Genomic DNA, 12,518 nt, shown 5'->3' on the forward strand with positions numbered 1-12,518 from the left:
CCCCAATGGGCCACCTTCTTTTTATCGAACCTGCCAGCTCTGGGGCAGAAGCCGATCAGCTGGCCGGGGTGAACCTTGCTGATCTCCGGCAGTCTATTCTGAGCCTGCCGGGGGTGGAGAAAATCTACCCCCGTTCCCCCTATCTTCTGCGGAGCCTGAAAACAGCCCAGAAGCATCTAGAGGCCACAAGAGCTAGAGCCGCTGGAGAGGGCCAGGAGGCCAGCCCAGGTGGCAACCGTCCCCACTCCACTCGCTCCGCCCATGGCGAAGATCAACCCACTGATAGCACAGACCGGGTGAGGGTACGCATCGGGGCGGCAGAGGGGGTGCAGGTTCCCCAGCTGGCCTGCCAGGTTGGCACCCTGCTGGCTCAGCAGCTACCGGAGCACACTGTTGAGGTAGAGATTGTCAGCTGCTAAACCGGTTCCCCAGCAGGCAGAGCGCTAGTGGCCACCAGTGCCTTCTGGGGCGGAGAATATACGTGCCCGATAGCTTGAGGGGGACTCACCGTATTCAGCCTTAAAGGCCTTGCTCACATGCGAGGGGTCAAACAGGGCATAGCGAGCACTGATAGTCTGCACCGAATCCCCGCGGTAAAGGGGGTTAGCCAAATCCTCTCGAATACATTCCAGGCGGCGGGTGCGGATGTAGGTAGAGACGGTCTGCTGATTGGCCGCAAACCTGCCATGCAGCTGCCGCAGAGAGATGTAAAGAGCGTCAGCAATTTTACCGGGACCCAGGTCGGGGTCGCCCAGATGCTCTTCAATATAGGCGACGGCCTGGTGAAAGAGCATATTGCCCGGCGAGCGCCCGGCTTCGTTTGACTCTGCTGCCATGACGGTAATCAGCATTTCGAGGGCTGAGCGTACGAGGGCCAGGGCATGGGGGCCACTGAGTTCGTCAAGGTTGGCTGCGAGCTGCTCAAAGAGGGGCACAGCAAACTTCCCGAGCCCCTGCTGGTCAGAGACGGGGGTGGCCGTAATAACCCCTACGTAGTCGGCCCCCAGGTGCACGAAGTTTTGTGGGAAGAGCACGATGAGGCTGCGTTGCTGGCCGGGGTATTCGAGCTGGTAGGGGCGTTTGGTCACGTAGAGGGCCAGGTCGCCGGGGCGCAGGTGGCAGGTGCGCCCGTCCTGGGTGAGCACGGCTTCGCCGTCGAGCTGCAGGCTGAGTTTGCAGTAGCCGTTGTGTTCGACGTCGTGCACGTCGGGGGTGCGGGCGACGCTGTGGGCGGGGGTGGTCATGTCGAAGAGTTCTACATCCCCCAGGGAGGCGGTGCGGACGCTGGCGCTGAAGTTTTCGGGGTCGTCGCAGGTGATACGCAGGTCACCGAAGCTTTCGCGCGCACCGGCACACCAGTCGGTGAAGCCGAGTTCTTGGTGCTGTCTGAAGCGGTAGGCTGCGCGGTTTTCTTCTTGGCTCACGTGGGCGTCCTCCTGCTGTCCTGCGGTCACATAAGTGGTCGGGCGCACACTGCGCCAAATACTGTGCACGGCTCGCCTAACGCGCATAAAACCGTGACTCACATCATAGATGTAACCGTTTTTAACAGCAAGGAGATGACAATGCTGTCACTACCCACATCCTACTCAGAACTGGTGAGCCGCGTGACCGCGGGCGGCACCCGCGAGGTTTTTGACCCGGCCACCGAAGAACTTATCGGCCTGGCACCCGAGCAGGGCACCGACGTCCTTGACCAGCTTGTCGCCAAAGCGCGGGAGGCCCAGCCGGCCTGGGCAGCCCTCTCTCACGCCGAGCGCAGCGACTACCTCATGAAGATGGCGGACGCCATCGAGCAGGCCTCCGAGCCCCTGGCCGAACTGCTGTCGCGCGAGCAGGGTAAGCCCCTCAACGGCCCCAATGCTCGGTTTGAGCTGGGCGGTTGCGTAGCCTGGACTCGCGCCACCGCGTCCTTCGGCATGGAGGAAGAGACCCTGGTGGATGACGGCGAGACCCGCGCCGTGCTCAACTACCGCCCCATTGGCGTAGTGGGCGGCATCGGCCCCTGGAACTGGCCCCTCATGATTACCATTTGGCAGATTGCCCCGGCCCTGCGCATGGGCAACACCATTGTCCTCAAACCCTCCGAGTACACCACCCTGAGCGTGCTGGCCCTGGTTGAGGTTATCAACACCGTGCTCCCCGAGGGCGTCGTACAGATTATCCCGGCAACCCCCGAGGTGGGCGCCGCCATGACCACCCACCCGGGCATCGACAAGATTACCTTCACCGGCTCCACCGCCACCGGCAAGAAGATTGCCGCTTCAACCGCAGATACCCTCAAGCGCCTCACCCTGGAACTGGGCGGCAACGACGCCGGTATCGTGCTTGACGACGCCGACCCCAAGGCCATTGCCGAGGGCCTCTTCTGGGGCGCCTTTATCAATACCGGCCAGACCTGCGCGGCCCTCAAGCGCCTCTACGTCCCCGATTCCCTCTACGACCAGGTCTGTGATGAGCTGGTTGCCGTCGCCCAGAACATGCCCATGGGTGTGGGCCTTGAGGAGCAGAACGTCCTGGGCCCCCTGCAAAACAAGGCCCAGTACGACATTGTGGCCAACCTGGTGCAGAAGGCTAAGGACGGCGGTGCTCGCGTCCTGCTGGGCGGCAACCCCGACGAAGATGCCAAGGGCTTCTTCTACCCCACCACCCTGGTGGCCGATATCGACAAGGACAACCCCCTGGTGGTTGAAGAACAGTTCGGCCCGGCTCTACCGATTATCCGCTACTCCACCCTGGAGGAAGCCCTCGAAGAGGCTAATAAGCTGAATGTAGGCTTGGGTGCCTCGGTCTGGTCATCGAATATTGAGCGAGCCCGGGAGGTTGCTGCCAAGGTTCAGGCCGGCACCGTCTGGATTAACAAGCACGGTGCGATTGACCCCCGCATCCCCTTCGGCGGTATCAAGGAGTCAGGTTACGGCGTGGAGTTTGGCGTCGAAGGCCTCAAGCACATGGGCCTGCCGCAGGTTATCTGCGAGTAAAGCGCTAGAGCATCACTGAGCCACACACCCCATACGCCCCCGAGCATAGGGGTTCCGTAATTGCCCGGGATTCTATAGCTTGGGGGCGTGAATACATATATTTCAAAGGAGAAAGTCATGACAGATTTTTTGATTGTAGGGGGCGGTTCAGCAGGAGCCGTACTTACCCGCAGGCTCATCGATGCAGGCAAAACAGTAACTTTGATTGAGGCTGGCTTGCAGGAGCCGAACCCAGACATTGACCACCTCAATGATCTCGGTAAACTTTGGCACTCTGAACAGGACTGGGACTATCTAACGACTCCTCAGCCTGGAGCTAATAACCGTCAGCTCCATCTGCCACGAGGTAAAGTACTCGGTGGCTCCCACGCCCTCAACGCCTGCATTTGGGTACGCGGTGCGGCAGCTGACTACAACACCTGGGAATACCTCGGCAACCCAGGATGGGGCTGGGAGGATGTGCTCCCCTACTTCATCAAGGCCGAAAACTACGACGGCCCACCTTCTGACCTTAGAGGCACCAAAGGTCTTCTTGACGTGCGACAGAACTTTTCTCGCAGCCCACTCCAAGAATCCATGGTGGAAGCTGCACAGCAAGCTGGGCATCCGCTAAATTCCGACTATAACTCAGGGAACCCTGAGGGCATCTCACGCATGCAGCTCAACGTTCGGGAAGGCAAGCGCTTCAATGTCTGGCACGCCTATCTTAAGCCCATCTCCAAACATAAAAATCTGACGCTAATCACTGGGGCTCGTGTTGAAAAAATACTCTTTGACAGCACTTCCGCTGTTGGTGTTCTAGCGCATACAGCTGATGGTGTGAAAGAAATTTTCGCCCAAAAGATTGTACTTTCTGCGGGTGCCCTCGGAAGTCCTGAGATTTTACTGCGGTCAGGTATTGGACCAGCCCATGAGCTCAAGGAGCTTAGTATTGACCCTATCGCAGACATACCAGGAGTGGGTAAGAATCTGCACGATCACCTTCTCGTGCCCGTCATTTACAAGTCTTCGCGCCCCATACCCTTACCGGAAGTTGCTCCGGCAGAAGTCCATCTTTTTGCCAAATCCACCCCGGCCCAAGCCCTGCCCGACACCCAACCAATTTTCTTCTCTTTCCCCATGTATTCGCAGGCATACGGCCCAGGAGAAATGACAGGCCCAGAAGAAGCTTTTACCCTCATGGCTGGCATCGTTCGACCTCAGTCACGAGGCGAACTTACTCTCACAGGGTCAACCCTAAACGATCCTGTCAGGGTAGACCTCGGTGTTTTTGAAGCAGATTCAGATATACAGGCTATGGTCGAGTCCATCAAGCAATGTCGTGACATAGGACGCCAACCTGCCCTTGCAAAAGACTGGCAAGCATCAGAAATTTGGCCCGGTCCCAACGTAACTGATGATGAACTAGAAGAGTACGCTCGGAACGCCGTGGTCACTTATCACCACCAGGTTGGCACTTGCGCCATGGGAACAGGACGCCAAGCCGTTGTATCGCCCAGTGATTTATCGGTATACGGCATCCAGAATCTGCATGTTGTCGACGCATCGGTCATGCCTCTAGTGCCCACAGGAAATACCAATGCTCCTTCCGTTATGATTGCCGAGAAAATTGCCGACGTTCTGGTGAAGTAAAAATAACTTCAATCACAACCCCACCCGCACCTGCCCCGCCCGGACGCACCCGGGCGGGGCAGGCGTCCTTAAGCCCCTGTGTGCGGGGCGAGTAAAAAATTACTGACCGAGCGTTAAAAAAATTCCCGCGCAGACCTGTTGCCAGGCCCCGGTTTTCGTATATGATTTCAAACAAATGTGACACCCGCCTCAGAAAAGGCGCCCATCATCCGCCCCCGCACACAAGGAGACACCGATGTCTTCACACATGGCAACCAGCACCCGCCACCGGGTCAGCCGCGAAGAAAAGAAGGTGCTCGCAGGCACCCTCATTGGCACCACCATCGAGTGGTACGATTTCTTCATCTACGCCCAGGCCGCAGGCCTCATCCTCGCCACCCAGTACTTCACCCCCGAAGGCGAAGATAAGACCATTGCCCAGATTGTTTCCTGGGCTTCCCTGGGTATTAGCTTCATCTTCCGCCCCCTCGGTGCCATCGTAGCTGGCCATATCGGCGATAAGTTCGGCCGTCGTATCACCCTGGTGCTCACCCTCATCCTCATGGGTATTGCCACCGTAGGTATCGGCTTCGTACCCACCTACGCCCAAATCGGCATCGCAGCCCCCATCATCATCGTGGTTCTGCGTATTCTTCAGGGCTTCTCCGCCGGCGGTGAATGGGGCGGCGCTGCCCTCATGTCAGTTGAGCACGCCCCCCGCAACAAGCGCGGCTTCTTCGGAGCCTTCCCCCAGATTGGCGTGCCCCTGGGCATGATTTTGGCAACCCTGGTCAACCTGCTCCTGAACGCCCTTTTGACCGAAGAGCAGTTCTTGAGCTTTGGCTGGCGCATCCCCTTCTGGTCCTCCATCATCCTGATTTTGGTAGGCTTCTACATCCGTCACTCCGTTGAAGAGTCCCCCGTCTTCAAGGAAATGCAGAACCTTAAGAAGCGCGAATCAGCCCCGCTCAAGCAGCTCTTTAAGTCCAACACCAAAGAGGTTGTTCTCGCGGCGCTCATCTTCATCGCCAACAATGCTGCGGGCTACCTGGTCATCGCCTTCTTCATCTCCTACGGCGTCAAGGCCCTGGGCATGAGCCGCGGCGACGCCATGACCGCCTCACTTATTGGTGGCCTGGGCTGGCTTACCTTCACCATGGTCGGCGGCTGGATGAGCGACAAGATTGGCCGTGTGCGCACCTTCCAGCTGGGTTACGGTTTTATGATTCTTTGGGCCGTACCCATGTGGTTCCTGATCGACAGTGGCAACGCTGCTCTCTTCACCCTGGCTATTTTCATCCTGACCATCGGCCTGGGCCCCTCCTACGGCCCTCAGTCGGCCATGTACGCCGAGATGTTCCCGGCCTCCGTGCGATTCTCGGGCATCTCGATTGGCTACGCCATCGGCGCGATTTTGGGTGGCGCTTTTGCCCCCATGATTGCTGAGATGATTCTGAAGCAGACCGGCCAGTCCTGGATGATTGGCGTCTACATCTCGGCCCTGGCTGTGGTGTCGGTGATTGCGGTCAGCATGGTACCCAAGAGCAACCAGGAGATCGACCTTCACCCCGAAGAGGCATAAGCTCTCAACCCCCGCCACCCACCGGTGGCGGGGGTCTTTCTCTTGCCCTTGACCTACATCACTTAAAGTGAAAAGATTTAGTGAACGATTGGTCAGTTATTTCTTGGCTTTCTGACAAAGGAGTTTGAATGTCGCAGACACCCCAGGCTTATCTCGTAGGCGGCTCCCGTACCCCCGTGGGGCGTTACGGCGGGGCGCTGTCGTCCGTCCGTCCTGATGATCTCGCAGCCCTGGTCATTAAGGACGTCGTCGAGAAAGCCGGGATTGACCCGGCGGCTGTCGATGAGGTTATTTTGGGCAACGCCAACGGTGCCGGTGAAGAGAACCGAAACGTAGCCCGTCTGGCCTGGCTACTCAACGACTACCCCGACACCGTCCCGGGCATTACCGTCAACCGCCTGTGCGCCTCAGGGCTCAGCGCTATTACCCTGGCCGCCCAGATGATTAAGGCAGGGGACGCCGATATCGTCATTGCGGGCGGCGTGGAATCCATGTCCCGTGCCCCCTGGGTCATCGAGAAGCCCACCACCGCCTTCGCCAAGCCCGGCCAGAGCTTCGACACCTCTATCGGCTGGCGCTTCGTCAACCCCGTCTTTGCAGAGCGCGACAAGTTCACCTACTCCATGCCAGAAACCGCAGAAGAGGTAGCCCGCGTCGATTCGATTTCCCGCGAAGACTGTGATGCCTTTGCCGTCCGCTCCCACGAGCGGGCTCTTGCGGCCATTGAGGCCGGGCACTTTAAGGACGAAATCGTGCCCGTGGTCGTACGCGACCGCAAGGGCCGGGAAACCGTCGTTGATACTGATGAAGGCCCCCGCCCCGGCACTACCGCTGAGGTGCTGGCTGGGCTGCGGCCGGTTGTTGCTGGCGGGTCTGTAGTGACGGCCGGCAACTCATCCTCCCTCAACGACGGGGCATCAGCCATTATTGTGGCCTCCGAAGATGCCGTGAAGAAGTACGGGCTGGCCCCCCGCGCCCGCGTCGTCACCGGCACCTCGGCGGGCCTGGCTCCCGAAATCATGGGTCTGGGCCCGGTTCCAGCCACCGAAAAGGCCCTGGCTAAGGCCGGGTGGACGGTGGCCGACCTGGAGGCCGTGGAACTCAACGAGGCCTTTGCTTCCCAGTCCCTGGCATCCATGCGCCGCCTGGGCCTCAGTGAGGAGATCGTCAACCGCGACGGCGGGGCGATTGCCCTGGGCCACCCGCTGGGTTCGTCCGGCTCCCGCATTGTGATTACCCTACTGGGCCGCATGGAGCGCGAGGGGGCCACTAAGGGCCTGGCCACCATGTGCATTGGCGTGGGCCAGGGCGCTGCCCTGCTGGTGGAGGCTGTCTAATGTTTGAGCATTTCACCGCCCTGGCCGTTGAAGAGGGCGAGGACCGCCTGCTGGTTCGCATGAACCGCCCCGAAGTGCGCAACGCTATTGATGCCACCATGGTCGCTGAACTGCACGAGGTCTGCGCCTACCTAGAGGTCACCCCCAAGATTCTGATTCTGACCGGGTGCGAGGTGAATGGGCGCGGTATTTTCGCCTCGGGGGCAGATATTGCCCAGTTGCGCGAGCGCCGCCGGGAGGACGCCCTGCGCGGGGTCAATTCGCAAATTTTTGACCGCATTCACAAGCTCCCCATGCCGGTGATTGCCGCCATTGACGGCTACGCCCTGGGGGGTGGGGCGGAGCTGGCCTATGCAGCTGACTTCCGTCTGGGCACCCCCTACATCAAGATGGGTCAGCCCGAAACCAATCTGGGTATTATCGCCGCAGCCGGTGCCCTCTGGCGTCTCAAGGAGCTGGTGGGTGAGCCGGTGGCTCTTGAGATTCTCATGGCCGGTCGAATCCTGTCTGCCGAGGAGGCACTGAAGCTGCACCTGGTCACTGAGCTGCATGAGCCGTCCGAGCTTCTGGCTGCCGCCCACGCCCTGGCAGACCGTATTGGGGCCCAAGACCCCCTGGCGGTGCGTGTGACCAAGCGGGTTTTTGGGGCCCCGCGCGAGGCCCACCCCCACATTGACGAGCTAGCCCAGGCGATTCTGTTTGAGTCCCAGGCCAAGTTTGACCGCATGCAGGCTTTTCTTGATCGGAAGAAGAAGTAGAGGTAAGTGATGACTGAAGTTCACGAGTTGAAGGTTCCTGCCCGCGTGGGCGTGCTGGGCGGCGGACGCATGGGCGCGGGTATTGCCCACGCCTTCCTGCTGGCCGGGGCCCAGGTTGTGGTGGTTGAGCGGGACGCCCAGGCGGCCGAGGCTGCCCGCGAGCGCGTGGAGCGCGATCTGGCTAAGTCGCTGGAGCGCGGGGCTTTTGACGGTAATTTTGATGAGCTGACCGAGCGGTTTGCGGTGTCGGTGGATTACGGTGATTTTGCAGACCGCCAGCTGGTGGTTGAGGCTGTGCCCGAGAACTGGGATGTGAAGGTTTCAGCCCTGCGGGCTGTGGAGGAGCAACTGGGCGAGGACGCCTGGTTGGCGTCGAATACCTCGTCGCTGTCGATTGATGGGTTGGCTGAGTCTTTGCAGCGCCCCGGCAATTTTATTGGCCTGCATTTCTTTAACCCGGTGCCGGCGTCCAAGCTGGTGGAGGTGGTGCAGTCCAAGCATTCGTCTGCCGACTTGAAGGAGGCTGCCCGCCTCTGGGTTGAGGGCCTGGGCAAGACCCCGGTGGTGGTCAATGACGCCCCCGGTTTTGCCTCCTCGCGTCTGGGTGTGGCGATTGCCCTTGAGGCTATCCGTATGGTTGAGGAAGGCGTGGCTAGCCCTGAGGATATTGATAACGCTATGGTGCTGGGCTACAAGTTCCCCATTGGTCCGCTGGCCCTGACCGATGTGGTGGGGCTGGACGTCCGCCTCGGCATTGCTGAGTACCTTGAGTCGCAGCTGGGTGAGCGGTTTGCTCCGCCGCAGCTCATGCGCGATATGGTGGCCCGCGGGGAGCTGGGCCGTAAGAGCGGCAAGGGTTTCTACGACTACAGCTAGGCCCGCCTGCCCCAGTAGGTACCATCTGAGTCAGAAAAACCCACCTAGTTGGTGGGTTTTTCTGATTTAAGTGGTACCTACCCGACTGAGGTGGTACCTACTTGATGAAGTTGGTGATCCGCAGGGTGCAGAGGCGCGCGCCCGTGTCTTCGTGGGTGATAATGACTTCGTGGGTGGTCAGGGAGCGGCCCAGGTGGATAGCGGACGCCGTCGCCCGCACAGTGCCGGTTTTTGAGGATTTGTGGTGGGTGGCGTTCACATCCACGCCCACCGCCACCTTACCCATGGATGAGGCATGGATGACCGCGGCCCAGGAGCCTACGGCCTCCCCCAGGGCCAGCATGGCACCCCCGTGCAGCAGGCCCAGGGACTGGCGGTTGCCTTCCACCGGCATGGTGGCCACCACGCGCTCGGCGGACTCTTCGAGCACCTGCACGCCCATCTTTTCGTCTAGCTCACCCAGGGTGATTTTCCAGAGTTCGACCTGCCCGTCAGCCTCCTGGCCGGGGCCTACCTGCTCGCCCATGAGCGTCCTTTCCGCCCTGTTCCTCAAGGGGTGCAAGGCTTTTCTTCACCTGTGATGTGAACTATAGTTTATACCAATAACTGAACGCTCGGTCATTTATTTCCGGGCTTCCTAACAGTAAGGATTTCTCAATGACGAGCACCCCCGCACTGGTCCCCAGCTTCATCAAGGGCTCCTGGTGGACCCCGGAAAACCCCATCTCTTCCCAGGACGTCCTCAACGCCATCACCGGCGAGCCCATCTACCGGGTATCCACCGAGGGAATCGACACCGCAGGGGCCATTGACTACGCCCGCACCACCGGCCAGGCCAACCTGGGCAAGCTCACCTTCCACGACCGCGCCCTGATCATCAAGCAGCTGGCCCAGTACCTCACCGAGCACAAGACCGAACTCTACGAGCTCTCCTTCGCCACCGGCGCCACCCAGCGCGACCACTATATCGACGTGGACGGTGGCATCGGCACCCTCTTCACCTTCTCATCCAAGGGCCGCCGCGAACTGCCCAACTCCCGCGTCATTATCGACGGCAACGTTGAGCAGCTCTCCCGCGACGGCTCCTTCATCGGTGAGCACATCTACACCACCCTGCCCGGGGTTGCCGTTGAGATTAACGCCTTCAACTTCCCCATCTGGGGCATGCTTGAGAAGTTCGCCCCGGCCTTTATCGCCGGTATGCCCACCATCGTCAAGCCCGCCACCCCCACCGGCTACGTCACCGAGGCAACCGTGCGCCTCATGCTGGATTCCGGCCTGCTGCCCGAGGGCTCCCTACAGCTGATTTCTGGTTCGGCCCGCGACCTGCTGGACTACCTGGACTACCGCGACCATGTAGCCTTTACCGGTTCGGCCGCCACCGCCCGCGCCCTGCGTCAGCACCCCAGCGTGCAGACCAAGGGCCTGCACTTCACCGCCGAAACCGACTCCCTGAACGCCGCTATTCTGGGCCCGGACGCCACCGCCGACACCCCCGAGTTCGAGGCCTTTATCAAGTCGGTCATGGTGGAGATTACCGCTAAGGCGGGCCAGAAGTGTACCGCTATCCGCCGCGTCCTGGTGCCTGCCGGACGCTCTGCTGAGGTGATTGAGGACCTGGCAGGCAAGATTTCCGGACGCGTGGTGGTTGGCGACCCGCGCGAGGAGGGCGTAACCATGGGTTCCCTGGCCTCTCCCGAGCAGAAGGCCGAGGTTGAAAAGGCTGTGACCCGCCTGGTGGAGGCTGGCGGCACGATTGCCTTCCGCGGCGAGGCCCCCGAGGGCCCCTCTTTCTACCCGGTCACGGTGCTGACCTTTGAGGACGCCCGCACCCCCGAGGTTCATGCCGTTGAGGCCTTTGGCCCTGTGACCTCTGTGCTGGAGTACACCGACCTGGCCGAGGCTGTTGAACTGGCCGCCCTGGGCGAGGGCTCCCTGGTGGCTACGGTCTGCACCCACGATGACGCCACCGCCGCCCAGCTGGCCCTGGGCATTGCCGCCCACCACGGCCGCGTCCTGGTATTGGACCGCGAGGACGCCAAGACCTCAACCGGCCACGGCTCCCCTGTACCCCACCTGGTGCATGGCGGCCCGGGCCGGGCCGGTGGCGGTGAGGAGCTCGGTGGCGTGCGCGCCGTGAAGCACTACATGCAGCGCACCGCTATTCAGGGCTCCCCCAATAAGCTCACTGCCCTGACCGGGGTGTGGCACCCCGGGGCGGACGCCGCAACCGTCACCCGCGCCCAGGTAGAGTCGGGCGAGGGCGTGCACCCCTTCCGCAAGTCCCTAGCCGAGCTGGCCATCGGCGACCAGTTCGCTTCTGACCTGCGCGAAGTGAAACTGCAGGACATCACTGATTTCGCCCATGAAACCGGGGATATGTTCTATGCCCACACCGACGAGGAGGCTGCGGCGGCTAACCCCTTCTTCCCCCGTCGTGTGGCCCACGGCTACCTGCTGGTCTCTTGGGCAGCGGGGCTCTTCGTTGACCCGGCCCCGGGCCCGGTGCTGGCTAACTACGGCCTGGAGAACCTGCGTTTCATCACCCCGGTTACCTATGACGATTCGATTCGCGTGACCCTTACCGCCAAGAAGATTACCCCGCGCGTGACCGACGAGTACGGCGAGGTCACCTGGGACGCGGTGCTACACAACCAGAAAGACGAAATCGTGGCCACCTACGACGTGCTGACCCTGGTGGCCAAGACCTGGCCTATGGCCGAGGCTGACGCCAGCTAGCACCCCAGCTTAGCCAGGAGCCGGTCGTGGTAGAAAGGCGGGTAGCAGCCTGCTTCTACCACGGCCTGCATGGCAGCACGGTCACCCATAGCAGCCGCAAAGGCCTGCCCCATAGTCACCCCGTGGTCGGGGGCAGGTAGAAAAGTAATAGTATCCCCGGCTGTGATGGTACCGGGCTGGAAAACGCGCAGGTAGGCACCGGCGTGGTGTTTGGCGTCCCCCACAAAATCCCCGCTCACGCCGGAGCCGTTGCCATAGCCGGGTGCCGGGGCAAAAACCTCCAGCGAAGCTACCGGCTGCTTATTGATACCGGTAGTGCCCTTACCGGTCGGGCTGGGCATTTCTGCCCTGCGATTGGTGGAGCGGACGCGCGCCCCCGCCAGGCTTAGGCCGGTAAAGGTGGGTGCGGGGTGGGTTTCAGTCATAGGTCTACGATACCCCGCGCCAGTAGACCTACCCTCCCCTTAGGAAAAATATATCTCCTTCTTCCGAACAGTTTCGGTATGAAGCCCAGAAAAACGATTGGAGATATATAAAAGAAAGTTGGTATGGTATGAGGCTTATTCAAAAGTAGACACGCACCCCACACCCACCAACTAGACAACGGCCCCACCCGCGGCAAAAATATGAGCGT

The 12,518-nt window shown here is 60.8% G+C and carries 11 protein-coding genes; 8 read left to right on the top strand and 3 right to left on the bottom strand.

Annotated features, from left to right (window positions below; translation table 11 throughout):
- Nucleotides 1-5 precede the first annotated feature (5 nt).
- The gene (locus tag ACFP6B_RS01275; RefSeq protein WP_377125781.1) at nucleotides 6-419 is read left to right on the top strand and encodes a hypothetical protein; all 414 of its coding nucleotides are present in this window, start codon (nucleotides 6-8) and stop codon (nucleotides 417-419) included.
- 24 nt (nucleotides 420-443) lie between these two features.
- Here ACFP6B_RS01275 and ACFP6B_RS01280 read toward each other — a convergent pair whose 3' ends face one another.
- Nucleotides 444-1,424: an AraC-like ligand-binding domain-containing protein gene (locus tag ACFP6B_RS01280; RefSeq protein ID WP_377125784.1), complete on the bottom strand. Its 981-nt coding sequence runs from the start codon at nucleotides 1,422-1,424 to the stop codon at nucleotides 444-446.
- Nucleotides 1,425-1,565: 141 nt separating this feature from the next.
- On the opposite strand from ACFP6B_RS01280, the gene ACFP6B_RS01285 reads away from it, so the two are divergent.
- The 6 genes from ACFP6B_RS01285 (at nucleotide 1,566) to ACFP6B_RS01310 (ending at nucleotide 9,145) form a co-directional block, all read left to right on the top strand.
- Nucleotides 1,566-2,981, top strand: a complete 1,416-nt coding sequence (locus tag ACFP6B_RS01285; protein ID WP_377125787.1) for an aldehyde dehydrogenase family protein — start codon at nucleotides 1,566-1,568, stop codon at nucleotides 2,979-2,981.
- A 117-nt stretch (nucleotides 2,982-3,098) separates the two neighbouring features.
- Nucleotides 3,099-4,613: a GMC family oxidoreductase gene (locus tag ACFP6B_RS01290; RefSeq protein WP_377125790.1), complete on the top strand. Its 1,515-nt coding sequence runs from the start codon at nucleotides 3,099-3,101 to the stop codon at nucleotides 4,611-4,613.
- Nucleotides 4,614-4,848: 235 nt separating this feature from the next.
- On the top strand, nucleotides 4,849-6,174 hold the full coding sequence (locus ACFP6B_RS01295) for an MFS transporter (RefSeq protein ID WP_377125793.1): 1,326 nt from the start codon (nucleotides 4,849-4,851) through the stop codon (nucleotides 6,172-6,174).
- 128 nt (nucleotides 6,175-6,302) lie between these two features.
- The gene (locus tag ACFP6B_RS01300) at nucleotides 6,303-7,511 is read left to right on the top strand and encodes a thiolase family protein (protein ID WP_377125797.1); all 1,209 of its coding nucleotides are present in this window, start codon (nucleotides 6,303-6,305) and stop codon (nucleotides 7,509-7,511) included.
- A complete protein-coding gene (locus ACFP6B_RS01305) occupies nucleotides 7,511-8,269 on the top strand; it encodes an enoyl-CoA hydratase/isomerase family protein (protein WP_377125800.1) in 759 nt (252 codons plus the stop codon). Before ACFP6B_RS01300 ends, ACFP6B_RS01305 begins: the two co-directional genes overlap by 1 nt.
- Before the next feature lie 9 nt (nucleotides 8,270-8,278).
- Nucleotides 8,279-9,145: a 3-hydroxyacyl-CoA dehydrogenase family protein gene (locus ACFP6B_RS01310; RefSeq protein ID WP_377125803.1), complete on the top strand. Its 867-nt coding sequence runs from the start codon at nucleotides 8,279-8,281 to the stop codon at nucleotides 9,143-9,145.
- Between the two features lie 97 nt (nucleotides 9,146-9,242).
- Here the strand turns inward: ACFP6B_RS01310 and ACFP6B_RS01315 are convergent, their stop codons facing one another.
- The gene (locus ACFP6B_RS01315) at nucleotides 9,243-9,671 is read right to left on the bottom strand and encodes a PaaI family thioesterase (RefSeq protein WP_237207457.1); all 429 of its coding nucleotides are present in this window, start codon (nucleotides 9,669-9,671) and stop codon (nucleotides 9,243-9,245) included.
- 131 nt (nucleotides 9,672-9,802) lie between these two features.
- Between ACFP6B_RS01315 and paaZ the strand changes: the two genes are divergently transcribed.
- A complete protein-coding gene (paaZ, locus tag ACFP6B_RS01320; RefSeq protein ID WP_377125806.1) occupies nucleotides 9,803-11,884 on the top strand; it encodes a phenylacetic acid degradation bifunctional protein PaaZ in 2,082 nt (693 codons plus the stop codon).
- Here the strand turns inward: paaZ and ACFP6B_RS01325 are convergent.
- The gene (locus ACFP6B_RS01325) at nucleotides 11,881-12,309 is read right to left on the bottom strand and encodes a hypothetical protein (protein WP_377125809.1); all 429 of its coding nucleotides are present in this window, start codon (nucleotides 12,307-12,309) and stop codon (nucleotides 11,881-11,883) included. The two genes, paaZ and ACFP6B_RS01325, sit on opposite strands and share 4 nt — an antisense overlap.
- Between the last annotated feature and the right edge of the window lie 209 nt (nucleotides 12,310-12,518).

The organism is Rothia nasimurium (genome assembly GCF_042660305.1).
Taxonomy (GTDB): Bacteria; Actinomycetota; Actinomycetes; order Actinomycetales; family Micrococcaceae; genus Rothia; species Rothia nasimurium.

What these genes read in the sequence shown, in the direction of transcription:
- ACFP6B_RS01275 (WP_377125781.1), top strand. Translation starts at nt 6, where the DNA reads ATGGGCCACCTTCTTTTTATCGAACCTGCCAGCTCTGGGGCAGAAGCC.
- ACFP6B_RS01285 (WP_377125787.1), top strand. Translation starts at nt 1,566, where the DNA reads ATGCTGTCACTACCCACATCCTACTCAGAACTGGTGAGCCGCGTGACC.
- ACFP6B_RS01290 (WP_377125790.1), top strand. Translation starts at nt 3,099, where the DNA reads ATGACAGATTTTTTGATTGTAGGGGGCGGTTCAGCAGGAGCCGTACTT.
- ACFP6B_RS01295 (WP_377125793.1), top strand. Translation starts at nt 4,849, where the DNA reads ATGTCTTCACACATGGCAACCAGCACCCGCCACCGGGTCAGCCGCGAA.
- ACFP6B_RS01300 (WP_377125797.1), top strand. Translation starts at nt 6,303, where the DNA reads ATGTCGCAGACACCCCAGGCTTATCTCGTAGGCGGCTCCCGTACCCCC.
- ACFP6B_RS01305 (WP_377125800.1), top strand. Translation starts at nt 7,511, where the DNA reads ATGTTTGAGCATTTCACCGCCCTGGCCGTTGAAGAGGGCGAGGACCGC.
- ACFP6B_RS01310 (WP_377125803.1), top strand. Translation starts at nt 8,279, where the DNA reads ATGACTGAAGTTCACGAGTTGAAGGTTCCTGCCCGCGTGGGCGTGCTG.
- ACFP6B_RS01315 (WP_237207457.1), bottom strand. Translation starts at nt 9,671, where the DNA reads ATGGGCGAGCAGGTAGGCCCCGGCCAGGAGGCTGACGGGCAGGTCGAA.
- paaZ (WP_377125806.1), top strand. Translation starts at nt 9,803, where the DNA reads ATGACGAGCACCCCCGCACTGGTCCCCAGCTTCATCAAGGGCTCCTGG.
- ACFP6B_RS01325 (WP_377125809.1), bottom strand. Translation starts at nt 12,309, where the DNA reads ATGACTGAAACCCACCCCGCACCCACCTTTACCGGCCTAAGCCTGGCG.